At 59.9% G+C, this 15,523-nt stretch carries 11 protein-coding genes; 4 read left to right on the top strand and 7 right to left on the bottom strand.

Annotated features, from left to right (window positions below):
• Position 1: 1 nt before the first annotated feature.
• Positions 2-1,129 (top strand): GNAT family N-acetyltransferase, encoded by a 1,128-nt coding sequence (locus JOE39_RS13065; protein WP_016568774.1) that lies wholly within the window; start codon positions 2-4, stop codon positions 1,127-1,129.
• Positions 1,130-2,131: 1,002 nt separating this feature from the next.
• On the opposite strand, the gene JOE39_RS13060 is transcribed toward JOE39_RS13065, so the two are convergent.
• From JOE39_RS13060 to JOE39_RS13050, 3 genes are all read right to left on the bottom strand, one after another.
• Complete coding sequence (locus tag JOE39_RS13060) at positions 2,132-3,964, bottom strand: ABC transporter ATP-binding protein (RefSeq protein WP_016568773.1); 1,833 nt, start codon at positions 3,962-3,964, stop codon at positions 2,132-2,134.
• Positions 3,965-4,065: 101 nt separating this feature from the next.
• Positions 4,066-4,629: a peptidylprolyl isomerase gene (locus JOE39_RS13055; protein ID WP_003314459.1), complete on the bottom strand. Its 564-nt coding sequence runs from the start codon at positions 4,627-4,629 to the stop codon at positions 4,066-4,068.
• Positions 4,630-4,861: 232 nt separating this feature from the next.
• Entirely contained in the window at positions 4,862-5,785 is a 924-nt protein-coding gene (locus JOE39_RS13050; RefSeq protein WP_004416516.1) for a LysR family transcriptional regulator, read from the bottom strand.
• 67 nt (positions 5,786-5,852) lie between these two features.
• Between JOE39_RS13050 and JOE39_RS13045 the strand changes: the two genes are divergently transcribed.
• Positions 5,853-6,167 (top strand): hypothetical protein, encoded by a 315-nt coding sequence (locus JOE39_RS13045; RefSeq protein ID WP_003314461.1) that lies wholly within the window; start codon positions 5,853-5,855, stop codon positions 6,165-6,167.
• A 187-nt stretch (positions 6,168-6,354) separates the two neighbouring features.
• Here the strand turns inward: JOE39_RS13045 and JOE39_RS13040 are convergent, their stop codons facing one another.
• A complete protein-coding gene (locus JOE39_RS13040) occupies positions 6,355-11,187 on the bottom strand; it encodes a glycosyl hydrolase family 28-related protein (protein WP_210077274.1) in 4,833 nt (1,610 codons plus the stop codon).
• A gap of 267 nt (positions 11,188-11,454) precedes the next feature.
• On the opposite strand from JOE39_RS13040, the gene JOE39_RS13035 reads away from it, so the two are divergent.
• Positions 11,455-12,333, top strand: coding sequence for a carboxylate/amino acid/amine transporter (locus tag JOE39_RS13035; protein WP_003418418.1), 879 nt, complete (start codon positions 11,455-11,457; stop codon positions 12,331-12,333).
• A gap of 1 nt (position 12,334) precedes the next feature.
• Here JOE39_RS13035 and JOE39_RS13030 read toward each other — a convergent pair whose 3' ends face one another.
• Both JOE39_RS13030 and JOE39_RS13025 read right to left on the bottom strand, forming a co-directional pair.
• Positions 12,335-13,069, bottom strand: coding sequence for an SDR family oxidoreductase (locus tag JOE39_RS13030; RefSeq protein ID WP_003314465.1), 735 nt, complete (start codon positions 13,067-13,069; stop codon positions 12,335-12,337).
• 78 nt (positions 13,070-13,147) lie between these two features.
• A complete protein-coding gene (locus JOE39_RS13025) occupies positions 13,148-13,693 on the bottom strand; it encodes a Bro-N domain-containing protein (RefSeq protein WP_210077276.1) in 546 nt (181 codons plus the stop codon).
• Between the two features lie 465 nt (positions 13,694-14,158).
• Here JOE39_RS13025 and JOE39_RS13020 point away from each other — a divergent pair, with 465 nt between their 5' ends.
• Complete coding sequence (locus JOE39_RS13020) at positions 14,159-14,734, top strand: DUF1349 domain-containing protein (RefSeq protein ID WP_198706130.1); 576 nt, start codon at positions 14,159-14,161, stop codon at positions 14,732-14,734.
• 56 nt (positions 14,735-14,790) lie between these two features.
• On the opposite strand, the gene JOE39_RS13015 is transcribed toward JOE39_RS13020, so the two are convergent.
• Positions 14,791-15,228 (bottom strand): DUF3757 domain-containing protein, encoded by a 438-nt coding sequence (locus JOE39_RS13015; protein WP_210077277.1) that lies wholly within the window; start codon positions 15,226-15,228, stop codon positions 14,791-14,793.
• Positions 15,229-15,523: the final 295 nt, after the last annotated feature.

The following is a 15,523-nucleotide window of genomic DNA, read 5'->3' as shown; positions in this document are numbered from 1 at the left end:
CATGCCTGTTCACGTAATCGACAGCCTCGCCACCGTCACGCCTGCCCAATGGGATGCGCTGGTCCCTGGCAATCAGCCATTCCTGCGGCATGCGTTTCTCAGCTCGCTGGAGGACAGCGGCAGCCTCGGCCCACGATCAGGCTGGCGTGCCGAACATGTGCTGCACTACGAAAACGATCAGTTGGTGGCGGCGTTGCCGGCCTACCGAAAGTGGCATTCGTATGGCGAGTACGTGTTCGATCACGCCTGGGCAGACGCCTGCCGTCGCGCGGGCATCGCCTACTACCCCAAGCTGCTGGTCGCCGTGCCTTTCAGCCCGGTTGGCGGTTCGAGGATTCTGTCCGCGACGCCTCAGGGTGGCATCGAGTTGCTCGGCGAGCTGCCGGCGTACCTGCAACGTGAGGGGCTGTCGAGCGCGCACGTGAACTTTACCGATCCGGCGGCCGATGCCCTGCTTGAAACCCAACCGGGCTGGTTGCAACGGATTGGTTGCCAGTTTCATTGGCAGAATCGCGGCTACCGCGATTTCCAGGATTTTCTCGACGCATTGAGTTCGCGCAAGCGCAAACAGATGCGCAAGGAGCGTGAACAGGTGGCCGGGCAGGGCATCGAGTTCGAATGGCTCGAAGGCGCGCAGATGAGCGAAGTGCTGTGGGACTTCGTGTATGCGTGCTACTCCAATACCTACGAGGTGCGCGGGCAGGCGCCTTACCTGACGCGTGAGTTCTTCAGCCTGCTGGCCGAGCGCATGCCCGAATCGATCCGTGTGGTCATCGCGCTGCAGGGCTCACGGCCTGTGGCGATGGCTTTCAGCCTGATCGGTGACGACAGTTTCTATGGGCGTTACTGGGGCTGCCTGGCCGAGTTCGACCGGCTGCATTTCGAAACCTGTTTTTACCAGGGTATGGACTACGCCATCGCCCACGGCCTGCAACGCTTCGACGCCGGTGCGCAGGGCGAACACAAACTGATCCGCGGCTTCGAACCGCAGATCACCCGTTCGTGGCATTACCTGATGCACCCAGGCCTGAAAGACGCGGTCAGCGAGTTTCTGGAGCAGGAGCGCGTCGGCGTAATGGCCTATGCCGAGGATGCGCGCAGCGCGCTGCCGTATCGGCAGGCGGAGTAACCGGCCAGAAGATATTCAGCGACTGCACTGACCTCTTCGCGAGCAAGCTCGCTCCCACAAGTTCGGTGTACACCTGACCGACAGGTGAGTAGCTACCAGAAGACATCCAGCGACTGCACTGACCTCTTCGCGAGCAAGCTCGCTCCCACAAGTTCGGTGTACACCTGACCGACAGATGAGCGGCTATCCAGAAGATATTCAGCGACTGCACGGGCCTCTTCGCGAGCAAGCTCGCTCCCACAAGTGCGGTGTACACCTGACCGACAGGTGAGCAGCCATCCAGAAGACATCCAGCGACTGCACTGGCCTCTTCGCGAGCAAGCTCGCTCCCACAAGTGCGGTGTACACCTGACCGGCAGGTGAGCAGCTATCCAGAAGACATCCAGCGACAGCACTGGCACCTTCGTGAGCAAGCTCACACAACTTCTGTGTACACCTGACCGACAGGTGAGCAGCTATCCAGAAGATATTCAGCGACTGCACGGGCCTCTTCGCGAGCAAGCTCGCTCCCACAAGTTCGGTGTACACCTGACCGACAGGTGAGTAGCTATCCAGAAGACATCCAGCGACAGCACTGGCACCTTCGCGAGCAAGCTCGCTCCCACAAGTTCGGTGTACACCCGACCGACAGGTGAGCAGCTACCCAGAAGACATTCAGCGACTGCACGGGCCTCTTCGCGAGCAAGCTCGCTCCCACAAGTTCGGTGTACACCTGACCGATAGGTGAGCAGCTATCCAGAAGACATTCAGCGACTGCACTGACCTCTTCGCGAGCAAGCTCGCTCCCACAAGTTCGGTGTACACCTGACCGACAGGTGAGCAGCTACCCAGAAGACATTCAGCGACTGCACGGGCCTCTTCGCGAGCAAGCTCACACAACTGCTGTGTACACCTGACCGGCAGGCGGGGTAGCGGGGAGATCACTGCCCCTGAAGATTTTGTGGCTTGTGAAGATCTTGTGGGAGCGAGCTTGCTCGCGAAGAGGCCGGCAGCCTCGCCCTATCAATCCACGCCTACAAACCCACCGGTCTGATGCTGCCACAACCGTGCATACAGCCCGCCATGCGCCAGCAGTTCGCTGTGCGTGCCGGTTTCGGCGATCTGGCCTTTCTCCAGAACCACCAGGCGATCCATGCGCGCGATGGTCGACAGGCGGTGCGCGATGGCGATCACGGTCTTGCCCTGCATCAACGTCTCCAGGCTCTCCTGAATCGCTGCTTCGACTTCCGAGTCGAGTGCCGAGGTGGCTTCGTCCATGATCAGGATCGGCGCGTCCTTGAGCAGCACGCGGGTGATCGCGATACGCTGGCGTTGACCGCCGGACAGCTTGACGCCGCGCTCACCGACATGGGCGTCGAAGCCGGTGCGACCTTCGGAGTCCGAGAGCAGTGGGATGAACTCGTCGGCGCGCGCCTTGTGAATCGAATCCCATAGCTGTTCATCAGTTGCGTGCGGATTGCCATACAGCAGGTTCTCGCGAATCGAGCGGTGCAGCAGCGAGGTGTCCTGGGTGATCATGCCGATCTGCGCGCGCAGGCTTTCCTGGGTGATTTCGGAAATATCCTGGCCGTCGATGAGGATCCTCCCGCCTTGCACGTCGTACATGCGCAACAGCAGGTTGACCAGTGTCGACTTGCCCGCGCCGGAAGGTCCGATCAGGCCGATCTTCTCACCCGGTCTGATGTCCAGGTTGAGGTTGTGAATGATCCCGTTGCCATTGCCGTAATGGAAATCGACGCCGTCGAACCGGACGCCGCCGTTTTCGATCTTCAGCGGCAGGGCGCCGGGTTTGTCATTGACGGTGACGGGCTGCGAGATACTTTCCAGGCCGTCCTGCACGGTGCCGATGTTCTCGAAGATGCCGTTGACCACCCACATGATCCAGCCGGACATGTTGACGATGCGGATGACCAGACCGGTGGCCAGTGCGATCGCACCCACCGAGATCATCGACTGGGTCCACAGCCAAAGGGCCAGACCGGTGGTCGCGACGATCAGTACGCCGTTCATGGTGGTGATGGTGGTGTCCATCGAGGTGACCACGCGGCCAGCCAGCTGACTTTTTTCGGTTTGATCGCGCATCGCTTCGCGAGCGTACTGCTGCTCGTGGTTGGTGTGGGCGAACAGCTTGAGCGTGGTGATGTTGGTGTAGCCGTCGACGATGCGGCCCATCAGTCTTGAGCGGGCATCGGACGAATCCACCGAGCGCTGCTTGACCCTCGGCACGAAATACATCAGCGAGAGGATGAACGCCGCGATCCAGGTACCCAGCGGGATCATCAGGCGCCAGTCGGCTTCGGCGAACAGCACCATTGCGCTGATCGCGTAGATCAGCACATGCCACAGCGCATCCACCGACTGCACGGCCGAGTCACGTAACGAGTTGCCGGTCTGCATGATGCGCTGAGCGATACGCCCGGCGAAGTCGTTCTGGAAGAAGTTGACGCTCTGCTTGAGCACGTAACTGTGGTTCTGCCAGCGAATCAGGTTGGTCATGCCGGGGCTGATCGTCTGGTGGACCAGCAGGTCATGCAGGCCGACGAAAATCGGCCGCAGCAACAGGGCTACGACGACCATCCAGATCAGTTCGGAAGCGTGAATGCTGAAGAAATTCTCCGGCGGCGTGGTTTGCGCCAGGTCGATGATGCGGCTCAGGTAACTGAACAGCGACACTTCGATCAACGCACCGATCAGGCCGACCACCAGCAACGCAGTGAACGTCGGCCACACTTGACGCAGGTAGTAGAGGTAAAACGCGAAGACGGTATTGGGCGGGGCTGCGGTAGGAGCGTCTTTGAAGATATCGATCAGTTTTTCGAAACGACGATAAAGCATTGGCTATCACACCCACGCGACGTGGGTTCTCCTTGATAAGTGGAGGCTCTCCCGTCCGGACCGCACGAAGCCCAAGGCTTCATGCGGTGCAGGTTTCCCGATCAGTTGACGCGTTTGGCGGACTTGATCAGGATCGGGTCGATTGGCACGTTTTGCATGCCTTTCTGAGTAGTGGTGCGGGCGTTGACGATGTTGTCGACGACATCCATACCCTTGACGACTTTGCCGAACACCGCGTAACCGAAGTCGCGCGCGCCGTTGTCGAGCATGGCATTGTCATTGGTGTTGATGAAGAATTGACTGGTGGCCGAGTTCACGTCCGAGGTACGCGCCATGGCAATGGTGCCACGCACGTTATGCAAACCGTTCTGGGCTTCGTTCTTGATCGGATCCTTGGTCTGCTTCTGAACCATCTGCGGGGTGAAGCCACCGCCCTGCACCATGAAGCCCGGAATCACCCGGTGAAAGATGGTGTTGGTGTAGAAGCCGCTGTCGACATAGCCCAGAAAATTCTGGGTGCTGACCGGCGCCTTGGTGTCTGCGAGTTCGATTTCAATCTGGCCGAAGCTGGTGTCGAGTACCACGTGCGTGGCTTTATCCGGGGCAGCCATCAGGTTGGCGGCGAACAGCACGGAGCAGGCGGCGAGAGCGATTTTTTTCAGCATGTGGCAACACGTCCTTCATTGAGAGATATCGACTGTGACCGGCAAGGTAACCACGTTTGGCTTTTTTTGCCCAGCGTATTGGCGGGTTTGCAGCACTTCAGGCGATCAGGCTGCACGTCCATGGACCGCACAGGATTTCAGACTGCGTTGCTGGCGATGAATTCCAGCCGCGTGCGATTGAAGTGCTGCATACAGGCCTGATTGTGCGCAGAGTGCCATGTGGCTGCTCCGGTCAGGCGTTTTGCGGCGTGCCGAGTGCTGGTGTGAGCGGGGCCGTGTCGAAGGTGCGGATCAGGTCGATCAGAATCTGCGTGGCCGGGCCCAGCGGCCGGTCCTTGCTGGAGTAAAGATAGAAGGTCGGGTTGCGGTTGCCACCCTTGTCCAGGCGCAGGGGCTTGAGCAAGCCTTCGCGCAGTTCGCGCTCGATCATGTGCCGCGGCAGCCAGGCGAAGCCCAGGCCGTTGCTGACGAAGGTCGCGGCGGTGCCCAGGCTGCCGACGGTCCAGCGCTGTTCCGCGCCCAGCCAGCCGAAGTCCCTGGGTTGCTGCCTGCCCGAATCACGGATGACGACCTGCAACTGGCTTTCCAGGTCTTGAAAGGTCAGCTCGCGATTGGCCTGATGCAGGGCGTGGTCAGGGTGCGCGACGGCGACGAACTCGACCGAGCTCATCTCGGTGCCCAGATGCCCGGCAATGCTGTAGCCGCTGATGGCCAGGTCCGCAACGCCTTCGAGCAAGACTTCCTCGACGCCGGAGAGCACTTCTTCACGCAGTCGCACCCGGCAGCCGCGGCTCTGTGGCATGAATGCGGTCAGCGCCTTGACCAAACGTGCCGAAGGGTACGCCGCGTCGATCACCAGACGCACTTCAGCTTCCCAGCCCTGCTCCATATGGTGCGCGAGGTCTTCCAGTTGGCTGGCCTGCTTGACCAGTTGCCGCGAGCGGCGCAGCAGTACGCCACCGGCTTCGGTCAGCACCGCCTTGCGCCCGTCGATACGCAACAACGGCACGCCGAGTTGCTCCTGCATGCGCGCCACGGTGTAACTCACCGATGATTGCGAGCGATGCAACGCTTCGGCGGCCTGAGCAAAACCACCGTGATCGACCACGGCCTGCAATGTGCGCCACTGGTCGAGAGTCACGCGGGGCGCTTTCATGCTGTAATTCCTCTTTAAATACGGGCTTATTGTTCTACTCTGACAATCCCGACTCGGAGATTGCCGAATGAATCGACTGTGTTGTGCGCTGCTGGTCATGTTGCCGGTGACGGCCCTGGCGTACCCCATCGAGGTGGAAAAACAGTACCAGGACGTGAAGATCGATTATGTTGCCCACGACGTTTATCACGATACCGGGTCAATCACTGTCAACAACTACGGTGAAGTAGACGCCAAATGTTCGGTGGTGTTCATCAACGGGCCGGAGGCACCGCGCACCCGACGTGTGCAGGTCGGCGCAGGCAAGAGTCTCGACGTCTCATCCCGATTCAATCGCAGCATCATAAAGCTGCGAATCAGGCTCAGCTGTCAGCCCGCCTGAGAGTAGAGCGCTCTTATGGATAAGACAAATTTATGGGTGGGGGCACAGAGGCTCCGCGTTTTTGCGCAACGCGTTGGTGTAGGACCGGGGTTGCGGGGGATGTCACTCACCCCGGTCGCTCTTGCAGATATTCTGAGGGTGCAGCCCCGTTTCCAGGGCTATTTATGAGTTATGTGCTTTGGGACGATCAGACAATGATGTCGGCGGCCTGCAGCGTCTGCACGCCCGTGAGCTGGATTTCGAAGTCCGCGCCGACGTTGTCATCGATGTTGCCGTACAGCACGCCATCGGCAAAACGCAGTTCGCCGCTGTTGTTGGCGCTGAACGCGGCGTTGTCGATGAACACGAAGGCATCGTGGCTATCGGTCAGCGGGCGGGCATCGAAGCCGGAGAAGTCCAGCTTGTCGCCTTCGGCTGTCTTGAAGCCATTGATGATGTCGCGCAGTCCGCCCAGGCCCGTATCGCTGCTGCCGTTGAACACGTAGTGGTCTGCACCGGTGCCGCCGATCAGCGTATCCGCGCCTGATCCGCCGATCAGCACGTCGTCACCCGCGCCGCCGGACAAAGTGTCATTGCCATCGCCGCCACTCAGGGTGTTGGCGTTCTTGTTGCCGGTCAAGGTGTCGGCAAACTGGCTGCCGATCAGGTTTTCAGTGCCCTTCAGTGTGTCTAGGCCCGAACCGCCGGTGGCTTGCTGAGCGCTGGTGTTCAGCGCAACGGTGACGCCGGCGGTGGCGAACAGATACGACACGGTGTCATTGCCGTCGCGACCGTCCATGACGTTGTCGCCAGCGCCCGCATAAATCAGGTTATCCAGAGCATTGCCGGTGACATTGGCGGCCCCGGTGCTGTTGATGACGATGTTTTCCAGATTGGCCCCCAGCGTGTAGCTGGCCAGCGAGCTGTACACCGTATCCACGCCGCCCACTTTTGCATCGGCATTGGTCTCGACCACCCGGTCGGCGGCATCGTCGACATAATAACTGTCCGACCCATCGCCGCCGGTCAGCATGTCGGCACCTGCAGCGCCGTCGAGGATGTTGTTGCTGGCATTGCCGATGATGACGTTTTTCACGGCGTTGCCGGTGCCATTGATGGCAGATACGCCGGTAAGCACCAGGTTTTCCAGGTTGGCGCCCAGCGTCCAGCTGACAGACGACACCACGGTGTCCACCTGCGAGGGCGAGTCATTGCTTTCGGTGACGGTATCGAAGGCGTTGTCGACCACGTAGATATCGTTGCCATCGCCGCCGCTCATGTCGTCCGCGCCCTGGTCGCCGTCCAGCACGTCATTGCCGGAACTGCCGACCAGAGTGTCGTCGTCACTGGTGCCGAAGATGTGGCCGCCTTCGTTCTGGCCACTCTCAAAAATGGCCGCCGGGTCGTTGTTGTCAGCGGCGTTGCCATGAAAGCCCAGGTCATCGGCGATGAAATCGGCCAGACGCTGGCCGACGATCTCGGCGGATTCTTCATGCAGGTGCCAGACGTCATCGGGGTAAACCAGCGGGTTGACCTCGTAACGCAGGGGCAGGTCGGTGTAGTCAACCGCCAGCTTGACGTCGGCGCGCTCGGTGGCAATAGCTTCCTGAACGCTTCTGACGTACCCGGTGCCTTCGACAATGGCGTTGATCTTTTCTTCGGTGTAACCGCGCGCCTTGGCGGCGTCGGTCTGGTAGTGCCCGGTTTCGGCGATGTACACGGTGAAATCGCCGATCTGCGCGTGCAAGTAGTCGAACACTTTCAGGGTCGAGGCCTTGTACAGGTCGGCCGCCGCCTGCTTGTCAGTGGCGCGGGCGATTTCCTGAGCGGCTTCTTCGCCCTGACCCCAGATGATCCCGGTGGTCACTTTGTCGATGGCGGTCAGCGACGCCAGTTGCGACTTGAGCAACTCGGTGGCGCGCAACAGCGCAGGGCCCGGCTCATCGGTGTCGACCAGCCACCAGGAAACACGCTGTTCATCCTGAGTACCGGTCGAGTAGCCGACCACGGTGCTGCCGCCTACGGCGAGGTCGATGCCATCACCGTTGGCGTCGGTGAACTGGCTGCGCACGTCGTAATCGGTGTAACGGGTCAGGTCCTTGACCATTTCCGAGGTGCCGGACTGGTTATCGTCTTCAGTCATGCGCAGCAGGCGCGCATTGGACTGGCCCAGCGTCGGCAGGTAGAGAATCTCCTGCGCCTCGCGCTGGCCAAAGACGAAGTCCGCGTCGGTCAGGGTGTCGATCAGGTTGCCGCTCAGGGCGATTTCGAAGCGATTGCCGTCGGCATCCGCCGTGGCGGACTTGATGTAGGTCTTGTCGCCCGTCTCGTTGAGGGTCATGTACAGCGTGTGATCTTCGCCGTTGCCCAGCCCCAGAAAGCCCAGGGCGGAGACGTCTATCTTGTCTTGGCCGGGGGTGAAGTCATAGATCGTGTCGGTGGCGGTCAGTCCGCCAGCGTCGTAATCGCGGTAGCTGTCGGTCAGCGTGCTGTAGACGAACGTGTCGCCATCGGCGCCACCGTACAGGGTATCGCGTCCTGCGCCACCGTTCATGATGTCGGCGCCGGTATCGCCACGCAGTGTGTCATCACCGCCCAGGCCCAGAATCGTGTCGTTGCCTTCGGTGCCGTACAGCGCTTCGGCGTTCTCGGTGCCGGTGAGAATCCCCGGTGTCACGTTGCCCACATTGATGGCAAAACTGTCGGCCACCGAAGCACCGGTCGCGTCGCTCGCAGTCAGCAATACCGAGTAAAGCCCCGACGCCGTGCCTCCCGGTGTGCCGCTGAAGGTCAGGGTCTTGCTGTCGAACTTCAACCAGTCGGGCAGGGCGCTGTTATCGGCCAGGGTGGCGCTGTAGGTCAGCGTGTTGCTGTCCGGGTCGCTGAAGCTGCCGGGCTGCACGGCGTAGGAGAACGCCTTCAGCTCGGTGATGTTCTGGTCCATCAGCGGCGTATTGAGCACTGGCGCCTGATTGGCGGCGGCTGCGGTGGAGAAGAGGAAGTTGGACGCACTCAGTTTGTCGGCCAGATTGCCTTGCAAGGCGATCTCGAAGCGATTGCCTGTGCTGTCGACCGCATCGGTCTTGATGTAGGTCTTGCTGCCGTCGGCATTGACCGACAGGTAAATGGTGTTGGCGCTGCCATCGCCCAGGCCGCGCAGGCCGATGCTGGACAGGTCGATACGGTCTTCGGCCGGGTTGAAGTCGGTGATCGTATCGCTTTGCTTGGTGCCGCTGGCGGTGTAATTGCGATAGCTGTCCAGGCGCGAGTTGTAGATGAACAGGTCCGCGCCTGCGCCACCGGTCAGGGTGTCGGCATCGGCTCCGCCAGTGATCGTGTCGGCGCCCGCGCCGCCGTCGATGCGGTCCGTACCGGCATTGCCGTTGAGCACGTCATTGCCGTCGGTGCCGGTGAGGGTATCGCCGCCCGCCGTGCCTTCCACGACATGCTGGAAGATGAAATGGCTGGCATTGAGCGTGTCTTTCAAGTTGCCGCTCAAGCCCAGCTCGAAGCGGTTGCCGCTGGCATCGGCGTCGAGTGATTTGACGTAGGTGCGGTCCAGTGTGGCGTTGTAGCTGATGTTCAGCGTACCGCCCTTGCCGCTGCCCAGCCCGGTGAAGCCCAGGTTGGTCAGGTCGATGCGGTCCTGGCTGATGTCGAAGTCGGTGACCAGGTCGGTGGAACTGGTGGTAGCCGTGCGGTAGCTGTCGGTCAACTGATCGAAGCGAAAGGTGTCGGCCCCCGCGCCGCCGGTGAGCTTGTCGGCCCCGGCACCGCCGACCAGAATGTCGTCACCCGAACCGCCGTTCAGGGTGTCCTTGCCCGCCAGTCCGAAGATCTGCTCGTGGGCCGCGCCACCGTTGATGACGTCGTTGCCCTCAGTGCCATTGACGGTCACCAGCGGGAACGCATCACCTGCAAAGCTGCCATCGCCGTACACCAGGGTCAGCCCCTTGCTGGTGTGGCTGATGGTGTTGCCGACGATGCTGTTGCGGTCGGTGCCGTCTTCGTTACGCTCGGCGATGCCGTAGGTGGAGTTGTCACTGCCGGTGATGGTGTTGCCACGGATCAGGTTGTCGCTGCCGCTGAAGAACTTGCCGGACACGCCTGTGGTGTCGTCGTAGGACTGAATGATGATTTCCGGAACCGCTGAACCCAGCGCGTTGTTGCTCAGGGTGTTATCGAAGATATCCACCCCGGAACTGCCATAAATGCGCACGCCGGCGTTGCCGTTGTCGTGGATGTCCACGCCGCTGACCGAAACCTGGCTGGACAGCTTGATCAGTACGCCTTCTGCTGCGTTGCCATATACCGCGCCGCCGGTGATGGTGATGTTGGCGGGCGAGGGGATGTTCTCGCTGCCACGCTGCACCACGATGCCGGTGCTGCCATTGCCATAGGCAACGTTGTTGCTCAGGGTGAAGTCGTGGGTGCTGGTGACCACGTTGAAGCCGTGACGATCGTTGTCGTACGCAACGTTGTTTTCAAACACGCTGTCGCTCAGGTAATCGGCCACGAAGCCGTCCAGGCCGTTGCCATGCGACACGCTGTTCTTGATCACCATGTTGACGGTCTGCTCGTGCGGGTCGAAGCCGTAGCCCGAGCAATCCTTGATCTCGACGCTGTCGAGGGTGACGTTCGAATCCTTGCCATCAGAGCCTGGAATGTAACCGTTGAACCAGCCGTCCACCTTGCCGGTGGTGGCGTCCCGGTTACCGTCCAGCGTCAGGTTCTTCATGCCGAAGTCGTGGGTTTCTTCGCCGTAGGCCGAGCGCACGATGCCGGTCACTTTAGTGTCCGAGCCATCCGCGAGCTTGATGATCGTCTCGCCCATGCCTGCGCCCGACAGGGTGACGTTGCTCTTGAGCATCAGGCAGCCATCCGAAGGCTCCTCGCCACCGGACACGACGTACGTTCCGGCCCCCATCACCACTTCACCGCCGCCTGCCGCAGCGGCTGCGTCGATCGCGGCCTGAATGGCTGCCGTATCGTCAGTGACGCCGTCGCCCAGTGCTCCGAAGTCTTTTGTGTTGGATATCATGGTGTTACTCCAGGCGACGACGAATGTGGATGAATTGAGTCAATATTGCAGCGTCGGGATGATAAGACCTTTTTCTGTGGAAAAGTTGCCGATATAGGCTATATTTTCGTCGAAACCGACGACATGTACGTCAATAATGCGACTGTCATATTTGTGACGGGTAACGCGGAGCGCGGCGACGGGTTGGCGTCAAAAAGCGGCGGCCGCCGAGTGGACAGTGAGTGACGCAACCGCTATGGTCGCGCCCTTCAAAAATGGGGGGCGGGCATGGGTTATCTACTTTTCGTCACACTGATTCAGGCGTTTTCATTCAGCCTGATCGGTGTCTATCTGGCCGGACACGTCGACAGCTATTTCGCGGTGCTGGTCCGCGTGGTGCTGGCCGGTCTGGTATTCATTCCGCTGACCCGCTGGCGTCAGGTCGAACCGCGCTTCATGCGCAGCATGCTGCTGATCGGCGCGCTGCAATTCGGCGTGACCTATGTCTGCCTGTACCTGAGTTTCAGGGTGCTGACGGTGCCGGAAGTGCTGCTGTTCACCATCCTCACGCCGCTGCACGTGACGTTGATCGAAGATGCGCTGAACCGACGCTTCAACCCCTGGGCATTGCTGGCGGCAGTGGTCGCGGTGCTGGGCGCTGGCGTGATTCGTTACGATGGCCTGGACGGCGACTTCCTCGGCGGCTTCCTGCTCCTGCAACTGGCCAACTTTACCTACGCCGCCGGGCAGGTGCTGTACAAGCATCTGGTGGCGCGCTACCCGAGCGACCTGCCGCATTACCGACGCTTCGGCTATTTCTACCTCGGCGCACTGGCCGTGGTACTGCCCGCGTTCCTGATGTTCGGCAACCCGCAACACCTGCCGGAAGCACCGACCCAATGGATCGTGCTGCTATTTCTCGGCCTGTGTTCGACGGCGCTGGGCATGTACTGGTGGAATAAAGGCGCGTGCATGGTCAACGGCGGCACACTGGCGGTGATGAATAACCTGCATGTGCCGCTGGGGTTGTTGATCAATCTGCTGATCTGGAACCAGCATGAGGACTTCACCCGCCTGCTGATCGGCGGCGGGGTGATCGTGGCGTCGGTGTGGATCAGTCGCCTGGGCGTGCGACGCGTGCCGGAGAGCGTTTCCGGCACACGTTGAGTCAGACGTGCTGGCCGCCGTTGACGTGAATCTCCGCACCGTTCACGTAGGACGCGCCAGCCGTACACAGGAAGTAGATCAGCGAGGCGACCTCCTCGGGCTTGCCCAGCCGGTGCATCGGCACCAGCCGCTCGACAATCTCGGCGGTGCCGGGCGACAGAATCGATGTATCGATTTCACCCGGCGCAATGGCATTGACCCGTATCCCGTGCGGACCGAAATCGAAGGCCATTTCCCGGGTCAGCGCCGACAGTGCCGCCTTGGACGTGGCGTAGGCGACCCCCGCAAACGGGTGGACCTTCGAGCCGGCGATTGAGGTGACATTGATGATGCTGCCCTTGGCTGCCTTCAACTCGTCAAACAAACCCCGACCCAGCAGCGCGGTGGAGAACAGATTGACGTTGAACACCTTGATCCAGGTGCTGTAATCCGACTCCAGCACACCCATGCGCCCGCCGTCCTCGGTCTTCGGTGAAACGCCGGCATTGTTGACCAGCGCATCGAGCCGCCCGCCGAGCTTGTCCTTGATCGCCGCCATGCTCTCGCTGACGCTATCGATGTTTTCCAGGTCCAGGTGAATGTGGTTGAGCAGACCTTCAGCCCAGGGGCAGTCAGCGACCCAGTTCTGCCGCGACGCCGTAAACACCTCCCAGCCAGCGGCATTGAAATGCTTGACCGTGGCATGACCGATACCCCGGCTTGCGCCAGTCAGCAAAAGCTTTTTCTTGTCGCTCATGAGTGCGTTCCGGTTTTTAGGGTGGATGCATCATGTTTTTTGGTGGGAAGGGTGTCAACGGGGTTCAGGCAGTACCGGTCAGGCGGCAGTGCGCATTGTGTTGATGCGCTTCAACACCCTGCGCCATAACGGCCGCTTTGGCCGGGGCGCTGCCTCGGCCACCACATTCGGCATGTCGCGCAAGCGAACCCAGGTTTCGCTGCGCCAGTGCAGCACGCTCAGCGATGTGCCGGGCCATTGCAGCTGGCTCATTCTGGGGTTATCGAGCGTGACGTTCTGTTGATCGTGCAAGGTCGTCAGCACCTCATGCGTCAGCCACTGACGCAGCGCGCGGTTCTCCGGCACGTAGTGATGAACCAGCAGCGCCAGCACGCCGGACTCGCTGATCATCAACTGCCGCTGGCACTCGCCATGAGCTTCCAGCCAGACCTCGCGACGCTGATCCGCATCGAGCTTGAGCGTGGCACGCTCATCCAGCGGCCTGCCCATCAGACGGGCAAGGTCGGCCAGGCAGAACCAGGCTTGAGACTCGGTGAAAATGGCGCGCAGGGTGCGGCTGTGGCGCAGAAACAGAATGGCTTCGAAATGGGGGGTGTGGGTGTTTCTGAGAACGATATTTTGCATGGGTGACGCTCTTTTTGGTTATCGAGAGCCGCCACGGATTGTCGCCAAACATTGGGTGGCAGCTGTGTGCAGGTTGGCGAACCGGGCAAAAAGACAAACCCCGGCAGACCCGAAGATCTCCCGCGCACAGCCGCCATAGCGCGACATGCAGGCCAACAGGATCTGCTGTTTCGCGATGGAGCGTATTTTTGTCTTTTCTTTGGGTCGCCAAACCCAGCCGCTGATTTTGCAGCGAGCGGCGGGGAGGTTAGCGTGGTGGGGATGGGGTGGCAAGGGTGTGGGCGTGGGTTTGGGACGTAGGAAATGTCGTTTTTCCTGGGTGGGTGGGGTGCGTGAGGTTTTAGGGTGTGGTCAGATATCTGTGTTGTCTGTTGATGTTGATTACTGGGAAGGTGTCCATGCATATGGAGTAGATGAGGTCAGTAAACCCTCGATCACCCTCAACAACCCCACACAGGAGGCGACATGTTCGACAAAGGCATCTGGCTGAACCCACCCCGGCATTGCAGCGTGACGGACGAGCGTTTGACAGTCATCACAGACCCGCAAACCGATTTCTGGCAGCAGACGCACTACGGTTTCTGCCGCGACACCGGTCATTTTCTGGGTGTTTCGGTGACCGGTGATTTCACTGCGCAAGTGCATGTGCAGGGTGATTTCAAGACACTTTACGATCAGGCGGGCTTGATGGTCCGCATTGACGAGCGCAACTGGGTCAAAACCGGTGTTGAAGTCAGCGACGGAGCCCTGATGCTGGGCAGCGTTTTAACCTGCGGACAATCCGATTGGGCCACAGGTGTATTTGATGATTCATCATCCGGCCTCTGGCTGCGAGTCACCGTCGCCAAGGGCGTGCTGCGCATTCAGCACTCCAGCGACGGCCTGCGCTGGCCATTGCTGCGCCTGGCACCATTTCCCGCGAGTAAGTCTTATGCCGTAGGGCCGATGTGCTGCAGTCCGGAGCGGGGAGGGCTGGAAGTGATGTTCTCTCATTTCGAAGTCATGCCTGCATTGGGCAAGGATTTGCATGATCTGACGTGAGTGACTCTTCAGCGAGCCATTACAGGCTCGCTGAAGAGCGACAAGGTTATTTTGTGTTACTGAACGACAGTGAACTTGCAGTTTTCAGGTGATGTTTTTTCACACACGTTATAGACAAGACCAAAAGGCCCATCTTCTTTCTTCCAGGCATTGCCTGCAGTTTTTATAGTGAAATCCTTATTGTTTTTAGCGATGAAACGCATGTCCAGCGCCTCGCGTCCACCGATGTTGTAGGTGCAGTGCTGCAACATCTGAGGCGCGTCTGCACCCTCTTGAATAACGATAGCCAGATCAAAGGACTGCACAGGCATTTTCTTTGTCACAACGCCTTGCAGCACGCCGGTCCACTCGCCGTCATGGCCGCTCGCCCGGTATACACCGGGTGAGACCTGTTCGATCTTCGAGACAGCAGGGCAGTTTTCCGTTGCTTGAGCGGTCATGGATATGCCCAGCAGGGACGTAGCCATTGCGGCGCCGATCAATAATTTTTTCATGATATTCCTTCGGTTGATTTAATTCTTGATGTGTATATAAGCGTATGTGTAGAGTTTTTACACAGTTAGCCGAGCGAGCTTGTTTCCCAAGTCCGCTAGTTGGTTGCATATAGCTATCTAGTGTGCAGCAAGAATTGTGTTACTTGTTATCTCGTTATTAGGCGAGGTGCGTGCTTCAGTAATAACTTGATCGTATCCAGTGTGGATAGGTTTATCGTAGGCGTTAGTCTGTCTATTGTCTGCGCCTTCAGGCCTTAATTGTGTGTAGGAAATGGCGTTGGCTTGTGTGGGGGTA

The sequence above is a fragment of the Pseudomonas sp. PvP100 genome, assembly GCF_017833055.1.
GTDB lineage: Bacteria > Pseudomonadota > Gammaproteobacteria > Pseudomonadales > Pseudomonadaceae > Aquipseudomonas > Aquipseudomonas syringae.
The sequence above is the reverse complement of the archived record's forward strand: the minus strand, read 5'-3'. Positions and strand labels throughout refer to the sequence as shown.

Coding starts and splice junctions, on each gene's coding strand:
- JOE39_RS13065 (WP_016568774.1), top strand. CDS start 2: ATGCCTGTTCACGTAATCGACAGCCTCGCCACCGTCACGCCTGCCCAA.
- JOE39_RS13060 (WP_016568773.1), bottom strand. CDS start 3,964: ATGCTTTATCGTCGTTTCGAAAAACTGATCGATATCTTCAAAGACGCT.
- JOE39_RS13055 (WP_003314459.1), bottom strand. CDS start 4,629: ATGCTGAAAAAAATCGCTCTCGCCGCCTGCTCCGTGCTGTTCGCCGCC.
- JOE39_RS13050 (WP_004416516.1), bottom strand. CDS start 5,785: ATGAAAGCGCCCCGCGTGACTCTCGACCAGTGGCGCACATTGCAGGCC.
- JOE39_RS13045 (WP_003314461.1), top strand. CDS start 5,853: ATGAATCGACTGTGTTGTGCGCTGCTGGTCATGTTGCCGGTGACGGCC.
- JOE39_RS13040 (WP_210077274.1), bottom strand. CDS start 11,187: ATGATATCCAACACAAAAGACTTCGGAGCACTGGGCGACGGCGTCACT.
- JOE39_RS13035 (WP_003418418.1), top strand. CDS start 11,455: ATGGGTTATCTACTTTTCGTCACACTGATTCAGGCGTTTTCATTCAGC.
- JOE39_RS13030 (WP_003314465.1), bottom strand. CDS start 13,069: ATGAGCGACAAGAAAAAGCTTTTGCTGACTGGCGCAAGCCGGGGTATC.
- JOE39_RS13025 (WP_210077276.1), bottom strand. CDS start 13,693: ATGCAAAATATCGTTCTCAGAAACACCCACACCCCCCATTTCGAAGCC.
- JOE39_RS13020 (WP_198706130.1), top strand. CDS start 14,159: ATGTTCGACAAAGGCATCTGGCTGAACCCACCCCGGCATTGCAGCGTG.
- JOE39_RS13015 (WP_210077277.1), bottom strand. CDS start 15,228: ATGAAAAAATTATTGATCGGCGCCGCAATGGCTACGTCCCTGCTGGGC.